Source organism: Sphingobacterium sp. UDSM-2020 (assembly GCF_016132525.1).
GTDB classification, from domain to species: Bacteria; Bacteroidota; Bacteroidia; order Sphingobacteriales; family Sphingobacteriaceae; genus Sphingobacterium; species Sphingobacterium anhuiense.
This window is the reverse complement of sequence record NZ_CP066166.1, coordinates 457,676-475,775: the sequence shown is the minus strand read 5'-3', so window position 1 is coordinate 475,775 and position 18,100 is coordinate 457,676. Positions and strand designations below refer to the sequence as shown.

Annotated in this window: 16 protein-coding genes and 2 tRNA genes; 10 read left to right on the top strand and 8 right to left on the bottom strand. The window is 35.2% G+C overall.

What is annotated here, in order from left to right:
• Positions 1-34 precede the first annotated feature (34 nt).
• The 4 genes from JAZ75_RS02015 (at position 35) to JAZ75_RS02000 (ending at position 3,457) form a co-directional block, all read left to right on the top strand.
• A complete protein-coding gene (locus JAZ75_RS02015) occupies positions 35-814 on the top strand; it encodes an SDR family NAD(P)-dependent oxidoreductase (protein ID WP_086946681.1) in 780 nt (259 codons plus the stop codon).
• A gap of 33 nt (positions 815-847) precedes the next feature.
• Positions 848-1,321, top strand: coding sequence for a Dps family protein (locus tag JAZ75_RS02010; RefSeq protein WP_045754271.1), 474 nt, complete (start codon positions 848-850; stop codon positions 1,319-1,321).
• A 1,085-nt stretch (positions 1,322-2,406) separates the two neighbouring features.
• Positions 2,407-2,480: transfer RNA gene (locus tag JAZ75_RS02005), tRNA-Asn, on the top strand.
• A 62-nt stretch (positions 2,481-2,542) separates the two neighbouring features.
• Positions 2,543-3,457 (top strand): PfkB family carbohydrate kinase, encoded by a 915-nt coding sequence (locus JAZ75_RS02000; RefSeq protein ID WP_031288945.1) that lies wholly within the window; start codon positions 2,543-2,545, stop codon positions 3,455-3,457.
• On the opposite strand, the gene JAZ75_RS01995 is transcribed toward JAZ75_RS02000, so the two are convergent.
• The 3 genes from JAZ75_RS01995 to murB form a co-directional block, all read right to left on the bottom strand.
• Positions 3,458-3,703: a cytochrome b5 domain-containing protein gene (locus JAZ75_RS01995; protein WP_021191075.1), complete on the bottom strand. Its 246-nt coding sequence runs from the start codon at positions 3,701-3,703 to the stop codon at positions 3,458-3,460. It lies immediately after the preceding gene.
• Positions 3,704-3,723: 20 nt separating this feature from the next.
• Positions 3,724-4,236 (bottom strand): RNA polymerase sigma factor, encoded by a 513-nt coding sequence (locus tag JAZ75_RS01990; protein ID WP_021191074.1) that lies wholly within the window; start codon positions 4,234-4,236, stop codon positions 3,724-3,726.
• A 264-nt stretch (positions 4,237-4,500) separates the two neighbouring features.
• Positions 4,501-5,517, bottom strand: a complete 1,017-nt coding sequence (gene murB / locus JAZ75_RS01985) for a UDP-N-acetylmuramate dehydrogenase (RefSeq protein ID WP_208699960.1) — start codon at positions 5,515-5,517, stop codon at positions 4,501-4,503.
• Positions 5,518-5,621: 104 nt separating this feature from the next.
• On the opposite strand from murB, the gene JAZ75_RS01980 reads away from it, so the two are divergent.
• Positions 5,622-6,227 carry a TetR/AcrR family transcriptional regulator gene (locus tag JAZ75_RS01980; RefSeq protein ID WP_021191073.1) on the top strand — a complete coding sequence of 202 codons (606 nt, stop codon included), beginning with the start codon at positions 5,622-5,624 and terminating at the stop codon, positions 6,225-6,227.
• 1 nt (position 6,228) lies between these two features.
• Here the strand turns inward: JAZ75_RS01980 and JAZ75_RS01975 are convergent, their stop codons facing one another.
• The 3 genes from JAZ75_RS01975 to JAZ75_RS01965 form a co-directional block, all read right to left on the bottom strand.
• The gene (locus tag JAZ75_RS01975; protein ID WP_208699958.1) at positions 6,229-7,209 is read right to left on the bottom strand and encodes a YpdA family putative bacillithiol disulfide reductase; all 981 of its coding nucleotides are present in this window, start codon (positions 7,207-7,209) and stop codon (positions 6,229-6,231) included.
• Positions 7,210-7,229: 20 nt separating this feature from the next.
• On the bottom strand, positions 7,230-9,425 hold the full coding sequence (locus tag JAZ75_RS01970) for an FUSC family protein (protein ID WP_232789334.1): 2,196 nt from the start codon (positions 9,423-9,425) through the stop codon (positions 7,230-7,232).
• A 93-nt stretch (positions 9,426-9,518) separates the two neighbouring features.
• Positions 9,519-9,929: an organic hydroperoxide resistance protein gene (locus tag JAZ75_RS01965; protein ID WP_208699956.1), complete on the bottom strand. Its 411-nt coding sequence runs from the start codon at positions 9,927-9,929 to the stop codon at positions 9,519-9,521.
• A 195-nt stretch (positions 9,930-10,124) separates the two neighbouring features.
• Here JAZ75_RS01965 and JAZ75_RS01960 point away from each other — a divergent pair, with 195 nt between their 5' ends.
• The 5 genes from JAZ75_RS01960 to JAZ75_RS01940 all read left to right on the top strand — a co-directional run bounded on the left by JAZ75_RS01960 (position 10,125) and on the right by JAZ75_RS01940 (position 15,578).
• Positions 10,125-12,701, top strand: a complete 2,577-nt coding sequence (locus JAZ75_RS01960; RefSeq protein ID WP_208699955.1) for a phosphoenolpyruvate carboxylase — start codon at positions 10,125-10,127, stop codon at positions 12,699-12,701.
• Between the two features lie 73 nt (positions 12,702-12,774).
• Positions 12,775-13,326: a hypothetical protein gene (locus JAZ75_RS01955; protein ID WP_132772038.1), complete on the top strand. Its 552-nt coding sequence runs from the start codon at positions 12,775-12,777 to the stop codon at positions 13,324-13,326.
• Positions 13,327-13,342: 16 nt separating this feature from the next.
• A complete protein-coding gene (locus JAZ75_RS01950; protein WP_208699953.1) occupies positions 13,343-14,353 on the top strand; it encodes a Gfo/Idh/MocA family oxidoreductase in 1,011 nt (336 codons plus the stop codon).
• A gap of 174 nt (positions 14,354-14,527) precedes the next feature.
• Positions 14,528-15,406 (top strand): exopolyphosphatase, encoded by an 879-nt coding sequence (locus tag JAZ75_RS01945; RefSeq protein WP_132772036.1) that lies wholly within the window; start codon positions 14,528-14,530, stop codon positions 15,404-15,406.
• An 88-nt stretch (positions 15,407-15,494) separates the two neighbouring features.
• A tRNA-Leu gene (locus JAZ75_RS01940) sits at positions 15,495-15,578 on the top strand.
• 49 nt (positions 15,579-15,627) lie between these two features.
• Here the strand turns inward: JAZ75_RS01940 and JAZ75_RS01935 are convergent.
• A complete protein-coding gene (locus JAZ75_RS01935; protein WP_132844127.1) occupies positions 15,628-16,422 on the bottom strand; it encodes a (Fe-S)-binding protein in 795 nt (264 codons plus the stop codon).
• 22 nt (positions 16,423-16,444) lie between these two features.
• Complete coding sequence (locus JAZ75_RS01930; RefSeq protein ID WP_208699951.1) at positions 16,445-17,743, bottom strand: (Fe-S)-binding protein; 1,299 nt, start codon at positions 17,741-17,743, stop codon at positions 16,445-16,447.
• Positions 17,744-18,100 lie beyond the last annotated feature (357 nt).

Sequence of the window (18,100 nt, the reverse complement as noted above, 5' to 3'; positions counted from 1 at the left end):
AAAGAACAGATAGCTAACCTTAGAAAGATGAAATATGGACAATTTCAAAGATAAAACAGTATTTGTAACCGGAGCAGGTGGCGGAATTGGAAAAGCAATTGCTTTGACTTTTGCTAAGAAAGGTGCCCATGTAGCTTTGGCAGATGTAAAAAAAGAATTCGTAGAAAAAGTGGCTAAAGAAATCAAAGCAATTGGAGGTAAAGCTTTGGCCTTGGCTGTAGACGTAACAGATTATGCTTCCGTAAAAAGTGCAGTAAGTGAAACAATAAATACCTTTGGAAGTTTAGACGTAGCCGTAAATAACGCTGGTGTAGTGGGTATAGGAAGTATCGAGGAAATAGATGAACATGAATGGGACAGAGTACTTTCGGTAAATGCAAAAGGTGTTTTTATATGTACTAAAGCGGTGTTAGAAGTCATGAAACCACAAAAAAGCGGAGCCATTATCAATACGGCCTCTATAGCCGGCAAAATGGGTATGGCACATTTATCACACTATGTAGCTTCTAAATTTGCGGTGATTGGTTTTACCAATAGTATTGCAAAAGAGGTTGCCGAAACAGGAATTACCGTAAATGCTATTTGCCCTGGTATCATTGGTACAGGGATGTGGCGTGGTGAAGGTGGTATCGCAGACCGCTGGAAACAAGCCGGAGAAACCGAAAGTCAGTCATGGGAACGTAACAAGAAAACACTGATACCGCAAGGTGTGGATCAGAGTGCAGGGGATATTGCTGATGCGGTTTTATTCATCGCTTCTGCTCCCCATATCACAGGGCAAGCCATAGCTGTTGATGGTGGGATGACTATGTAAAAAAGTATTATTAATAAATAAAAAAATCAAGAAATGAAAACGCAAATTGGAATTAAAAGCGAAAACAGACAGGCAGTAGCCGAAATTCTTTGTAAATTATTGGCAGATGAATTTGTATTGTACACCAAAACAAGAAATGCACACTGGAATGTTGAAGGACCTGACTTTCATTCTATGCACATTTTCTTCGAAGGTCAGTATCAACAATTGGCAGACTTGATGGATGGTGTAGCTGAACGTATCCGTACGATAGGTCATTATGCCCCCGGAACATTAAAAGAATTTTTGGAACTTACGCATCTTAGCGAAGTCACTAACCAAAAGAATGACAGTGCTGGTTTTATAACAGAACTCTTGGCTGATCATGATACTATAATCGATTTTATCAGGGGTAGTATTGATGCGGTTCAGGAAAAATATAACGATGCCGGTACCAGCGATTACATCACCGGATTTATTGAAACCCACGAAAAAATGGCGTGGATGTTAAGAGCACATTTGAAGTAGTAATCTATTAAATTCTCTTATATTATTGAACAAATGCAACTTTTAGTTAAACAAGTTGCATTTATTTATTATAGCTTATTAGGATAGATCTCATTTTCTATTTTTTAGTAAATTCTGATTTCGCCAAATGTTTTTAAAATTTAGCATTATTCCGCTTAATAACCTAATCTTGTTGTATACGTTAAAATCTTAGGTAGGTCTGAATATCAAGTTATTGTGGTTTCCATATGACAATTTCTTATAAATATTTGAAAAGAATTAATGAAATTTATTAGAATTAATCGATAAAAAGGTATAAATGAAGTAATTAACTTCCAATTTGGTTGATTTCCATAAATTGGTGGGAAAGTTTCCTAAACCCCAACTGTGATAAGTTTATCCAAGAACTGAAAGTAGTTTTAGGAAATTTTTTTGCTTCTTTTTTTTATATTTCTTGTTCTGTTTTTTCAGTTGGTCCAACGTAAATATATGGTTTAGTAAATTTTCATTCAAGTATAAAATTTAATATTATGAATTAATACTTTAGCATGTAATGAACTTATCGACAATTAGACTCCCTAAAAACATTAATCAAAAATCCAACCTGTAATCCTTCATTATGGGAAATTAGAGGTCTCAAAGCTTTCTTGGAGGACCCTTTGAAATAACTTACTGTTTCCTTTAAATCAACCGTCACAAATACGTCACAGCTGTAAATTTTGAATAATAAAAAGAAGTTCATAAATTGCTAAAGCAAGCAGGAAACATAGATTTTTACTCCTGTTGAGGAGAGCCGGCCTGCAGACTCTTAATCTTCTCCTCCTTTTAGCACAAAGTTTTTTGGAAAATGATAGCACTGTCATTACGACAAATCGATTTTTGTAAACGAAAGTTTATGTTAGTAGTAGGGGAGTTATAATTCAAGCTCAAACAAATAAAGAATTGTATTTCAGATTGTTTATTTTTTTTGGTACAAATATGGTACAAACGCATTTGTAGAATTGAAAAATATTGGTAAATTTGTAACAGTAAATCAAGAACGTTGGTTTCTAAATCCTTTAATAATAACTATTTAAATAGTGGGTTTAGATCATAAATGATTATCTTCCTCAGTAGCTCAGCAGGTTAGAGCATCTGACTGTTAATCAGAGGGTCGCTGGTTCGAGCCCAGCTTCAGGAGCGTTAGGTGAAACCGGCTTTATAGCCGGTTTTTTTTTGTTTACAGTTATTTATTTATATACTATGAGTTTAGTAGTAATGGGCACGGTAGCATTCGACGCTATCGAAACGCCTTTTGGTAAAACAGATAAAATTGTTGGCGGAGCAGGTACTTTTGCAGCTCTTTCTGCGTCTTTTTTATATGACCAGGTGAAATTAGTAGGTGTAATCGGTGAAGATTTTGGTGATGATAACTTAAATATCATTACGAGTAAAGGTGTAAATGTAGAGGGGATTCAGATTATTGAAGGTGGAAAATCATTTTTCTGGGCAGGTAAGTATCATAATGATATGAATAGCCGTGATACAATCACTACAGAATTGAATGTATTAGCTGACTTTGATCCGATTATTCCTGAGAGCTACCAGGATTGTGAGTTCTTGCTATTAGGCAATGCTACTCCTCAGATTCAGATGACTACTTTAAATCGTCTAAAGAACAAACCTAAATTGGTTGTTTTGGATACCATGAACTTCTGGATGGATATCGCGATGGATGATTTGAAAGCGGTGTTGAAGCATGTTGATGTTTTGACAATCAACGATGGTGAAGCGCGTCAATTATCTGGTGAATATTCGTTGGTGAAAGCTGCCGCAACTATTCTTGAGATGGGACCTAAATATTTGATTATTAAAAAAGGTGAGCATGGTGCATTATTGTTTGGTGAAGGACAAATTTTCTCTGCACCAGCATTACCACTGGCAGAAGTATTTGATCCAACAGGTGCTGGTGATGCATTTGCTGGTGGCTTTATAGGATATCTGGCGAAGGTAAAAACGATTAACTTTACCAATATGAAAAATGCGGTTATCTATGGATCGGCGTTAGCATCATTCTGTGTTGAGAAATTCGGTACGGAGCGTTTGCAAACGTTAACGCAAGACGAGATTGAAGCTCGATTAAAAGCCTTTGTTGCTTTATCTAAATTTGATATCTAATTATCCGATCTTTCCTATTATTGGAAATTTTTTAAATACTTGATCTGAGTGAGGAGCTTCTGAAAGCTCCTCAGTTAGGTCTTGACCTGCCCAATGTTCGTAATGTTTTCCGGACCTCCATAATCGACTTTCTGTAACATCATATATAATGCCCTGAAAAGCAACCCATATTTCAGGCTTATCTTGCCCATTTCGTAAAGCAAGTTTTGATTTAGAATATACCGTTAACTCCTCATGATTGTCCATAGGACGAAGTTATAAAAAACTTAGTCGATAAGTTTATATGTGGATAATGATTTCTTCATTACTTTGCGGGCGATATGTATCCGGGTTTTTACAGTACCAATTGGGATTGCTAAATATTCTGAAATTTCATGGTATTTATAGCCTTCGAAATACATGCTGAATGGAACGTAGTAGTCTTCTGATAATTTTGAAAGCGCATCATGGATGTCTTCCATGACAAATTTGTTTTCACCTTGATTTTTTGATGCTGATAAGATCAAGTTTGCATTTGAAATTTCTTCTTCTTTTGTTATGAAAGAATTCGTTTTAACAATTCTGCGGTAATTGTTAATGAATGTATTTTTCATAATAGTATATAACCATCCTTTAAGATTGGTTCCTTCTCTGAAGTTGTTGAAATATGTAACAGCCTTAAGCAGAGTGTCCTGCACTAAATCGTTAGCATCTTCGTTGTCATTTGTAAACTTCTTTGCATAGTGTTTTAGAGAGTCTGACTGCTCTACCACTAACGAGTTGAATTCATACTTAGTCATATCACTGAATTTTTATTCACTTTAAAATGAATGGTTTACAAAACACTGAGTGAGAAATTGAAATGTTGATTCCTCAGCGATTTTAATACGGTTCAGTTGACTAATCGCAAATAGTATGCTAATTATTGAGAATTGATATAAATTTAATAAATATTTAACAGGAAGTTTCGTCTATAGAAATGTTATTTTGTGTAAAACGCCTAGCCAGAAGCTTTAAATGACCATTTTTATAAAGCTATTTTTAAAATATTTTTTTATTAAAAATCAAAAAATATTTACTTCACGTTCTAACTTTACATTGAATTTTTGATCAACATCGTTTATTATTTTAGACGATAATTCAAAAATTTCAGTTCCGCTTGCAGATTGTACATTTATTAGTACAAGTGCTTGATTTTTCCATACACCTGCCTGGCCGATTACTTTCCCTTTCCATCCGCATTGCTCTATTAACCAGCCTGCAGCTAACTTTACACCACCATCGGGCATGTTGTAACTGACTATATCTGGATAGAGTTCTTTTAATCCCTGATATTTATTTAATGAAATAATCGGGTTTTTAAAAAAGCTTCCAGCATTGCCTACCGTACTTGGATCAGGTAATTTTTCAACTCGAATAAAGGATACCACTTCTGCAATATCTTTTATGGTAGGATCACTTATATTTCTTTTTTTTAGTTCGGCACTTATGGCTCCATAAGAGGTATTTATTGATGGAGAAGAATTAACTTTGTAAGTAACCTCTGTAATTATATATCGTCCTTTTTGTTCTGATTTGAAAATACTATCCCGGTAAGAAAATTTGCAATCTTCATTATAGAATATTCTAAACACTCCTTCTAATGTGTCGAAAGCAATACAACTGTAAAAAATGTCCATAAGCTCGGTGCCGTATGCGCCTATGTTTTGAACTGGAGAAGCGCCCACTGTTCCAGGAATTAGAGCCATGTTTTCTAAACCACTATAATTTTTATTGACACAGAACCAAACGAGTTCATTCCATATTTCACCACCTGCAGCGGTGATAAAGATGTCGTTCTGATGCGGTTTTGCTGTAATCCCCTTAATGTTGATTTTAATGATATAACCTGCGTATGGTTGGGTAAATAAAATATTGCTTCCACTTCCCAATGTCAAGAAATCTTTTTCAAATATTCCGGCTTCATAAGCGCTTAATAACTGAGTGGGTTCTGTTATTTCAATGAAATGTGAAGCAACTTCAGTAATGCCGAAGGTGTTATATTTTTTTAAAGAGATATCTGACTGTATATTTATACCCATTGTTGACTAGTTTTTTCAAAAATTCAAAAAAATAAATTATCTTTATATAATAGTTAGTAAAGATAGTACAAAGCAGTTATTATGTGTAATTAATTTTTGAATTGATGGCAAATGCAGATTTAAAGAGGACAAGGATTTTAGAGGCAGCAACGCGTAGATTTGCTCATTTTGGTATGGCCAAAACAACCATGTCCGAAATTGCAACTGATCTGAACTTTTCAAAAGCACTTCTTTATTATTATTTTCCAGATAAGAATAGTCTTTATTCTGCTGTATTCGAGTATGTGATTGATAAGATGGTGCAGGATATTAGAGAGAAGATCAACACCTGTGATGATTTTGAAGAAATCATGATGTATACCATCGATAAAAGAGTTGAACTAATTAATCAATATTATAATCTTTTTGAATATACGATCAATATGGTCAAAGAACTTCCTGAAGAACTGGAACGCGTTTTCAAAGAATCTTATGTAAGGGAGGTTGATCTTTTTGCTGAAATATTAGAAATAGGTGTTGAAACTGATAAAATCGAGGTAGAGGATGTTGAAGAGACTGCCCGCATTTTATTATATTCTTTGTTTGGAATGAGAATGGGAATATTGAAAGATATGAAGAATATGCTGTTTCCGACCAAGGATGAATTTGATGTGATATTAAGTTTGCAGAAGAAGATGATGCAAATATTTTTGAGAGGTTTAAGAAAGTAAATTATTCTCTCATTTCTTTCTTCTTGATATCTGCTAAAATTTGTTTTGCGTGTATTCGTGAATTTTCAATGAACCATAAATGAGTATTTAAACCTCCGCAGACCACACCTGCAAGATACAACCCATCAATATTTGTTTCCATACTATCAGGATCATGTTCAGGAAGACAGGGTGATTCGGAGGGAATATGAATACCGATTTTTTTAAGAAAGTTGAAATTTGGCTGATATCCTGTCAGGGCCAAAACAAAATCATTTTCTAGTATGATATCGCCTGTTGGGGTATGGACGTGTGCGTGCGAATCTGTGATCTCTTTTAATTTGCTATTATATAGTACACGTATTTCGCCGGAGGCGATTCTGTTTTCAATATCTGGTTTGACCCAATATTTTACTCTTGGACTAATTTCTTTCCCGCGAATCACGAGCGTAACGTCTGCGCCTTTTCTATAAGTCTCAAGTGCGGCATCAATTGATGAATTGCTCGCTCCAACTACAATTACTTTTTGATTGGCATAATAGTGCGGATCCTGATAATAATGTTTTACTTTTTCTAATTCCTCACCTGGAATATTAAGTAGCGTGGGGATGTCGTAAAACCCGGTAGCAATGATGACATTTTTCGAACTGTAGGTATTTTTTATCGTATTGATTTTGAAAAGATGGTGATCTTTTGTTATTTCAGTTACTTCTTCGAATAATCGGGTATTGAGCTTAAATTTCTGCTGGATGCGGCGATAATATTCTAATGCTTCTGCTCTTTTTGGTTTAGGTAAGGTGGTTACAAATGGGATGTCGCCAATTTCTAAGCGGTCGGAAGAGGAAAAGAAAGTCATATTCTGCGGATAATTATATAACGAGTTCACCAAACATCCTTTCTCCAGGATCAGGTATGTCTTGTTATTTAAAGATGCTTCTAAAGCACAGGCCAGTCCAATTGGTCCTCCGCCTACAATGATGATATCGTAATAATTATCGTGCATAGTTGCTTGTTGTATGAAAATTAATGCATTTTATTGTTTAACATGGGGTCGATCTCAGCGCTTGTTTTTTCTTTTAATTGCTGTACCAATTTAGCTATGTCTGCAACAATTTTAGTAATAAATTGAAGTTGTTCGGTCATTAAAGTACTGTTTTCATCGGCCGTTTCATCAACTGATATTTGATTTTCTGGTATTTGAAAATCTACAGGTATAAATTGATTTTCTTCATTGGGGTTGGCCAATGCTTTGATAGCCGTTTCTAAGGAACTTAATATTTTACGGATCAATTTAATATGTTCTTTTGTTATTGTGTGGTTGACTCTTGAGGATGTAACCTGATTATGCAGGGTAACTGCAAACGAGGCTAAAACATGGTTAAAAATAACAAACTTGTTTACATCTTTTGTGTATTTCTGTTTATTTTTTGGTTCCGTTAACATGCGTTGAAAGGTTGATCCCATATTGGCTGTTTCAACGTAAAGTTTTTTCCTTACCAGTTTGTATTCTGTAATAGTGGGCTCATTTCCTGCGATTTCTTTTAAAGTTAGTGCTATATAGTGATAGCTTGCGATAAGTAGTTTTTGCATGGAGAATTTGACCTGCGTCGCTTCCCAATTTGGGAAAATGACATAACTGGACAAAAATGCTATCATGCCTCCTATGAAAGTATCTAAAATACGCTCTTTTGTTACCTCCATGGTATTTGTACTTACAAAACTTAGCATAATGAGTACGTAGGGCGTCATAAAAATAACAGCAACGATATAATTGACCCGAAAAAGACTGTATGCACTTAGGAAGAAAAAAATAAGCAAAACAAAGCGAATCGTTTCGTCGTGAACTACGAATAAAATAAGAGCGCCAATAAGACCGCCGATTACGGTTCCCATGAGACGCTGTATATTTCTTGATTTTGTTAAGCCAAAACCAGGTTTTAAAATCACCATAATCGTCAACAGTATCCAAAAGATATTTTCAGTTATATGAAATGATTTGGCTACAAAATAAGAAACAGACATGACAATAGCCATGCGTAATGCGTGTCTAAAATAAGTGGATTCTAGGGTTAAATTTTCTCTTATTTTTTTAAAATCAATGATCGAAGGTTCTATAAATTTTTTTGCTTCGTCAATTTCCATTTTATTAACTTCTGTAGATTTTAAATGGGAATAGCTGTAGATATCATTGATATGTCTGATGATATCTCGGACATTGATTAAAATCTTCCTTAAGGCAATCGTACTGTATTGAAGCTCTTTTTCAACAGTATCAATTTTTTTATGTAATAAATTGATCTCTTGATCAAAGTTGTACATAGGTTTCGGCATTCTGTTGGCATTGAGTTGATATGCAATGTGATCGAGCTCATTCGTCAGTTTTAAAATGATATGTTTGAATTCGTTCAAAATACCGGTATGACCAAATTTTTCACTGACGGTGTTATAGTCATAATGTGTCGCCATACTTTGTTCAAAAAGGTCAATGATATCATTGAAGACAAAGGTTAGATAGCGGCCCGTTTTGGTGGTATCTTTTATGGATCGCTTACTTTGAAAAAGTAAGTTTCTTACATTTTCCTGATGATCATTTACTTCTACTTGTTTTTCGATAAGTTTAAGGTAATTCTTATCATTATCTACATTGATATCATAAAAATTAGCCTTTAATCTGAGGTAGTCGGCAACATGACGAATGGATTCTGCGAGTTCCTGCTGTGTTAATCTGTATGGACGAATCTGCGTGATGGATAGGCTGATGATGATATACCAGAGGCATCCGATACTATAGTAAAATAGATATGATAGGGCACTAAATAGGGTAAATGGCGTATCGACATGTATCAACATCATTAGCATACACATTAATCCTACATTCGCAGCTCGGGCATTGAAAACTGCAAACATTGCGAAGATAAAACATAATGCCGCAATGAGTATGGTCAATAAATAGATATTAGCGTTTACGGAAACAGTAAGTATAAAGGTAATGATGGTTAATATACCTGCAAAATACATTCCGGTACGGCGATGGGAAGGGGCACCGGGCGTGTCTGATAATCCGACCAATAAGGCTCCTAATGACACATATGTACCATTTATGAATTGACCCATGGCGGCAAAAATAATGACAGGAACTATGCACCCAATGGTTATCCTAATACCATCTGCGAAATATTGGCTATAAAAAAAACTCTTTATCTCTTGTGTCTGCTTCATAATATCGAATACAAACAAATATACAAGATTGAATAGGAAAAGCTATGCTTTTTATTGTAAAAGCATAGCTTGCTAATATTTAAATACAAGAATCTAAATTCCAGTTATTTTGGTTTCTATATTTCCTTTGGTCGCCTTAGAATAAGGGCATACACGATGTGCTTTTTCGGCAAGCTTTTGAGCTTCTGATGCACTTAATGTGGGAATGTGCAAATCAATTTCAGCTGAGATAAAGAATGCATTGTTTTCTTCATTAAATGAAGCTCTTACGGTTACGGTAGCATCTTTCATGTCGACATGATCTTTTTCTCCTACTGCAGCTACGGCACCTAAAAAGCATGAACTCCATGCTGCCGCAAATAATTGCTCAGGGTTGGTGGCATTACCTTCACCTCCCATTGCTGTTGGTTTTTTAACGATTAAATCAATTATTCCATCTGAAGATTTCACTTCGCCATTACGTCCGCCTGTTGCGGTAACTTCTGCTGTATATAGTTTTCCCATTTCGCTATTTGTTGAATGATGTAAAATAATATAACAAATGGCAAAAGGTTTTTGTTCTTAATAATATTGTAATATTACAATGTTATTATTATCTATTTTTCATTTAAATGATTATTTGAATATTAATTTTATATATTTGAATGTTTGATCTTATTCAAACATTCTCCATTAACGACAATTTGTTTTTTCTATAATATGAAATTGAGTACAAAAGAAGCCGTTTTTCAAAACGAAGTTTTGACGCGATTTGAACTTTTTAAAAGTCTATTTTTAACACTGCCCTTCCAGCAAGTGAAGGATACTGGTACCTTGTTACCTTTTTTTGCCCAACATTGTGAGAAGGGTGTTGAGAAACATCAAACTCCAGAGGAAATTATCAATTCTTTCTTTGTGCAGCATGAGCTTTATTCGGATGAACAAACTCAGGTCGATCTATTATTTCGATTTGTGCAATATATAGAAAGACAGGTGGTTCTTTTTGATGCTATTGAAGATTCTTCATTTAAAGCGATCGGCAAGACTGATCAATCTTCACAGCTTGGGTCTTTAATTAAATCTTCTGAAATAAATCCGGAATTAAAGCGTAAGATAGTTGGTAAATTGAAAGATTTTTCGGTTCGTCTTGTGTTAACGGCTCATCCAACTCAGTTTTATCCTGGGACTGTTCTATCGATTATCAATGATTTAATTGGAGCGATTAAGGAGAATGATATTCACAATATTCATTTATTATTACAACAGTTAGGTAAAACACCATTTATTAATAACAGTAAGCCAACTCCAGTTGATGAAGCAATTAGTTTAGCTTGGTTTTTGGAAAATGTTTTTTACAAGGTTGCTTCTGAAATCCAGACATATATTGATGATGAGCTAGGTATAGAGACGGAAGAGGTTAGGCAATTGATTGAACTGGGTTTCTGGCCGGGGGGAGATCGTGACGGTAACCCTAATGTAAGTGCTGAAAGTACTAAAAAGGTAGCGACACTTTTAAGAACAATCTTATTTCGCTGTTATTATAGGGATTTTAGAGTTGTAAAACGTCGCATTACATTTAGAGGGGTTGAAAAATATATGGATAATCTGCAGGAACTGTTTTATGAAAATAGTTTTAACCCTGTTGAGAATCCTGTTGATGAAACAGCACAGATTGTTGAAAATCTAAAAGCTATTCAAGTTGTGCTTAAAGAGGACCATAATAATCTTTTTGTTGAGATTGTTGACGATTTGTTACGGAAAGTAATGACCTTCGGTTGTTTCTTTACCACGCTTGATATTCGTCAGGACAGTAGTATTCTGACTCAAACTTTTGAATATATCATTAAGAAATATCCGGAAGAAACTGGTATTTCAGCTGATTTCTCATCGTTATCTGAAGTAGATAAACAGACTGCTATTGATTTTAAAGAGTTAGATCTAGCGTTTGATGAAGAGGCTACCGCATTGGAAGTTGATACTTTACAAGTTATTCGTTTACTGAAAGATATTCAAAAATCAGGATCTGAGCGTGCTGCACAGCGATTTATCATCAGTAATTGTCAGCAAGCGAGCGATATTTTGGGATTACGACAGTTATTTCTCTGGTCTGGCTGGAAGAAAGATACTTTAACTATTGATTTTGTACCTCTATTTGAAACTGTTGATGATTTGACGCGTGCTGCTGATGTGATGAAATCACTTTATACGAATAAGGAGTATGCAAAGCATCTTAAATTGAGAGGAAATAAGCAAACAATTATGCTTGGTTATTCTGACAGTACTAAAGATGGTGGTTATTTGATGGCTAACTGGTCTATTTATAGTGCTAAAATTGAATTAACCGCTATTGCTCGAGAATATGATGTGGATCTCGTATTTTTTGATGGTCGTGGTGGTCCGCCTGCGAGAGGTGGGGGTAAAACGCAACGTTTCTATGCATCAATGGGGGAAGAAATTGCTAATGATCATATTCAATTAACTATTCAGGGACAAACTATAAGTAGTCAATACGGTTCTCTAGATACAGCACGATTTAATATCGAACAATTACTTCATGCTGGGATTATTTCAGATCTTAAACAAAGGTCGGGTGATACTTTAACGCCGCATCAGAAAGGTATTGTGGATAAATTGGCAGATCTCAGCTATAATAAGTTTATGGATTTACGTAAGAATCCTTTATTCTTAAGCTATTTAGAAAATTTATCACCTTTAAAAGCGCTTTCCTCTATCAATATCAGTAGTCGTCCAGTTAAAAGAAATTCGGATAAGGAGCTGAAGCTTAAAGACCTTCGTGCTATCAGTTTCGTAACTGCCTGGAGTCAATTGAAACAAAATATACCAGGTTTTTATGGTGTCGGTACAGCATTGAAATGGGCTGAACAAAATAATCTTTGGAAAGATGTTCAACAGTTATATTTATCTTCTGGTTTCTTTCAGACTTTAATTGATAACTGTATGATGTCCATGACCAAATCGAACTTTGACATTACTTCTTATATGCAATATGATGAGAAATATGGTGAGTTTTGGAAGATGTTGCATGCCGAGTTTTTAATTACCAAAGAGTATTTATTAAAATTGAGCAATACATCGAAATTAATGGAAAATTACCCTATTGATCGTGAATCCATATTGGCACGTGAGAATATTGTGTTGCCATTATTAATTATTCAACACTATGCTATCAAGGTAATCAATGAGGGTAAATTGGATGAAAAGAAGCGAGAAGCTTATGCTAAATTAATTGCCAGAACAATTTATGGGGTTGTTAATGCCGGTAGAAATGTGGCATAAAGTTCAACTCTTTTTTAATTAGAGTTTTGAACCCCGTTTATTTTATTATTTTTGTGCTGTTAATATAATTGATATGAAATTTAATAAGTTATTTGTAGCGGTAGCAGTTTGTGGAAGTTCTTTATTAGCTTCTTGTAACTACCAAACAGGTTTGGATAACCAATATAAAAATTCGCGTGCTTCTTTGGCTGATGGTGATGCTTATGCCATGTTTAAGTTTGTGGGTGAGCAAGGGAACTATTTGATGAATTTGGCGAAATTTGCTGAGTCAAAATCTACTTCTGCAGAGACGAAAGCTTTATCTGCAAAAATTCAAGAGTCGTATAGTACTATTCTTCCGCAGTTGGATTCATTAGCATTGAGCCTTCATGTTAATGATGCGATGAGAGGTGTTCCTGCTTTTCAAGCTCCGGTTGCTTTAGGTGCGGACAGTACTGCAGCATTTAATGATAAAGCTTATACTCATCTTGTTGCTGAGATTCAAGCTGAAGTAAATAAAAAATTGACGAAAGAGTCTCACAATACAAATGCTGCTGTTAATCACTTTTCACATGAGAGCTTAGAAAAACTTCAAGAGGTTTATAAACTTGCTGGTGGTAAAGTAGATGAGCATGCACATCACTAAATAAAATCTTATTTTAATGACTGTAAATAAAATAATTACAGGTGTTTTGTCGTATGGAATGTCCGGAAGGGTATTCCATACGCCATTTATAGCCAATAATGATCGCTTTGAATTGCGGGCAGTTGTAGAGCGATCAACTAAAAAAGCACAATTAGATTATCCTTCGATTATCAGTTATGATAGTGTTGAGGAGCTTCTCGCAGATGATGCAATTGAACTTGTCATTATCAATACACCAAACGATACCCATGTTTCTTTAGCTAAGCAAGCTTTGCTGGCAGGAAAACATGTTCTGATTGAAAAGCCATTTGCGCCTACGGTATCAGAAGCAAAGGAATTGTTTGATTTGGGACGAAAGGTTGGAAAGTTTGTATTACCTTATCATAACAGAAGATTTGATTCGGATTTTAATTCGCTAAAATCTGTTTTGGAATGTGGTAAAGTTGGTGAACCTGTTGAACTTCATTTACGATTTGATCGTTATCGTGCTGAGATTGGACAAAAGGTCTTTAAAGAAACTAAGCGTCCTGCCGCGGGAATTTTGTTTGATCTGGGATCTCACTTACTGGACCAGGTGATCTCTTTATTTGGCAAGCCATTAACTGCTGTCAAAAGAACATCTATACATCGTAAAGATTCTGAGGTTGATGATTTTGCTACACTTCTATTGACTTTTGATCATGGTCTTACCGTATTTATCACGGTCAGTATGATGGTCTTAGAATCACAGTACAGCTTTCTGCTCCATGGTACACAAGGAACCTTTGTGAAGGATCGTACGGACGTGCAAGAGAATCAACTGATTGATGGTATTAGTCCTATTGATGAGCATTATGGAGAAGAGAATGAACATGCCGAAGGATTGCTTACTTACTTAGAGCAAGGTAATATGGTCTCAGAACGATTAAAAGCTTTAAAAGGTAATTATATGCTGTTGTTTGATGCTGTTTACGATCAAATAAGAAACGATAAGGCTTATTTTGTTACGGAAGAACAGATTTATTGGCAATTGGAAATTTTGGAATAACCGACTTAGTGTTAAATTATTATCTTGTTCATAATTATTTAACACTAATTTCACTTCGTCTTCATTTATTATTTATATTTTCGAAACAATTAAAGAAGGCTTATTGTGAAGGAGTATTTTATCCATTCTCAGTAAGAAATCAATTTCATTTTTATTTACTTTAAATGTATTAATGTGAGGTATGCTGCGATAGATATCGGCTCCAATGCGGTTAGACTTTTAATTGCTGATATTGTTCAAGAAAAAGAAGGTTTTTCTTTTAAAAAGAATACCCTACTAAGGGTGCCGTTGCGTCTTGGTGATGACGCTTTCATCCATCAAAAATTATCGCCTAAAAAAGCGGATAATTTAGTAAAGACTATGCGTGCATTTCGTGAACTGATGGATGTGTATAATGTTGAAGATTATATGGCATGTGCTACATCGGCGATGCGTGATGTAACCAACGGTCCTGAGGTTGTGAAACGGGTAAGTGAAATTGGTATTGATATCGCTATTATTGATGGAACCAAAGAAGCTGAGATAATTTACAATAGCCATCTGGAAGCGAAGATGGATATGGATAAAGTTTATTTGTATATCGATGTTGGCGGTGGAAGTACTGAATTATCGTTGTTTGCAAATGCCAAATTGGTGAATTCTAAATCTTTTAATTTAGGAACAATCCGTATTTTGGATAACAAAGATGAACAGGAGACCTGGGATGACCTTAAGGAATGGGTAACCACTAATACAAAAATGTATAAGCAGGTGTACGGTATAGGAACGGGCGGTAATATCAATAAGCTTTCTCGCTTGGCAAATGAAAAAGGTGATAAGCCTATTTCTTATGCAAAATTGAAGGCTCTTTATCATTATCTAACTTCGTATTCTTTAAAAGAACGCATTACTTTATTGGGATTAAATGATGATCGTGCCGACGTCATTATTCCAGCGACAGAAATTTTCATGACTATCATGAAGTATGGACACTTGAAGCAGATTATGGTACCTCGCGTAGGATTAGTTGACGGGGTTATCCATACTTTGATAAAAAAGAATTTGCTAAAATAAGAGGTAAAAATAAAAATGAATATACAGGTAAAAAATACTTGTAGAATTTAAAAAAACGTTTAAATTTGCGATACCATTTTGAAATTAGGCCCAGGTGGCGAAATTGGTAGACGCACCATCTTGAGGGGGTGGCGCCTGTATGGGTGTGGCAGTTCGAATCTGCTTCTGGGTACATCATATTGATGATAAAAAAAGGTCTGGATATTTTTCCAGACCTTTTTTTATATTCGATTAGCTCGTACCGTTATTTCGGCGATATCTAATACTTCTATTTCCGTTTCTTTGTCTTTAATTTTTACTCCATCTTTAAGCATAGTCATGCAGAATGGACAGGCGGCGGCAACAATCGTAGCTTGGCTGTCGATTACTTCCTCTATGCGCTCTATATTGACGTCTTTTGTGCCTTTCTCAGGTTCTTTAAACATTTGCCCGCCACCAGCTCCACAGCATAGTCCATTGCTTTTACATCTTTTTAATTCGATTAATTGTGCATCTAGACTTTCCAGTACTTTTCTGGGTGCTTCGTAAACTTCATTGGCACGCCCTAAGTAGCAGGGATCATGGTAAGTGATCTTTTTGCCTTGAAAAATATGACCGTCTGCAGGTTTCAGTTTTCCTTCATCAATTAGACTTTGAATCAATTGGGTGTGATGAATCAGTTCGTAGTTCCCCCCAAGTGCAGGATACTCGTTTTTAAGTGTGTTAAAACAATGGGGGCATGCTGTTACTATTTTTTTTACTTCATAGCCATCTAATACCTGAATATTCATCATGGCCTGCATTTGAAATAGAAATTCATTGCCAGCACGTTTTGCTGGATCACCGGTACAACTTTCTTCTGTTCCCAATATCGCGTATTTGATTCCGACATGCTGTAGGATACGGCAAATATCTCGGGTTATCTTTTGAGCCCTTTCATCAAAACTTCCGGCACAACCTACCCAAAATAGAATATCTGCTGTTTCACCTTTAGCCACTAACTCGGCCATCGTTGGGACGTGTAATTCTTTTTCCATCTTTATCGTTTTATAAAAAGCATTATTGTTGAGAAGTCCAGTTTGCACGATCCATTTGTGAATATTTCCAAGGTGCACCGTTATTTTCTACATTTCCAAACATTGTATTAATGCTTGCAGGTGCTTGTGATTCTTCCATCACAGAGAACCTTCTCAATTCAATAATTATTTCAAGGGGATTGATATTCACTGGACATTGCTCTACACATGCATTACAGCTTGTGCAGGCCCATAATTCTTCACGAGTTACATAAGTGTCTAATAAAGATTTTTGATCATCTACAAAGCTTCCATTGGCTTTAATATTTTTTCCGACTTCATCTAGACGATCGCGTGTGTCCATCATGATTTTTCTTGGAGATAGCAATTTGCCTGTTATATTTGCGGGACAAGAGGATGTGCATCGTCCGCATTCTGTACAGGTGTAGGCATCCAATAAATTTTTCCATGTTAAATCCTGAACATCTTTTGCACCAAAACGAATAGGTTGATCTGATACAGGAGGGGTGAAGGTTGGATCTAACATCGCTTTTACCTCATTGGTTACACTTTCCATATTCGTTAATTCTCCCTTGGGTTTTAAATTCGAAAAATAGGTGTTCGGGAATGCCAGCAAAATGTGCAGGTGTTTTGAATAGGGTAAATAATTAAGAAAAGCTAATACTCCAAGAATGTGGAACCACCAGCAGATCCGCTCAATCAATATCAGAGCAGATGGATCGGAAGGTAGGAATGAAATTATATATTGACTGATTGGAAATGAGCCGGCAATAATATAATGTGATTCGCCATAGAGCTGTAATTTTTGATCTGCGGCATTCATTAATAAAAACGCTGTCATTAACAGAATTTCTGTAATCAGAATAAGGTTTGCATCTGTTTTTGGCCAATTCTTTAATTCTGGGCTATTGAGGCGCTTTAAGTGAAGGACATTTCTGCGAATAAAGAAAATGATACAGCCCAACAGAACACCAAAAGCTAACCATTCGAATGAGGCAATCAAGAAATTATAAAATCCTCCTAAAAATGATAAAAAACGATGGGTACCAAATATGCCGTCTACTACGATCTCAATCATCTCTATATTGATAATACAAAAACCGATATAAACGAAAAGGTGAAGTATTGCGGGAATAATCCGCTTAAACATTTTTTTTTGACCAAATGCAACCAAAAGCATGGTTTTAAAACGTTCGGCAGGTTTGTCATTTCGATTAAGCGCTCTTCCTATTTTTATATTTTTATAAATCTGCCTAGCATTTTTTGCAAACAGAATAATTGCGCTAACAAAGCATAATGTAAATATAAGTTGGTTAATCATATCTTTTTATCACTGTATACACAAATATAATATAAATAATATATTATGCATGCATAATATATTATTTAGAATTTTTAAAAATTAATGACTTTTTTGAATAAATAAGTTTGGCATTGTGGTTTGGAGGTAGGGCTGGGGTGTGTATTCAATTCTGACGATAGATATATTGTGTTAAGCAATCTTTATGATGGTATTTACTATTTTCAGTTTTGCTATTGCTTATTAGCAACAAACGGTAAGGTAAGGTAAGGTAAGGTAAGGTAAGGTAAGGTAAGGTAAGGTAAGGTAAGGTAAGGTAAGGTAAGGTAAGGTAAGGTAAGGTAAGGTAAGGTAAGGTAAGGTAAGGTAAGGTAAGGT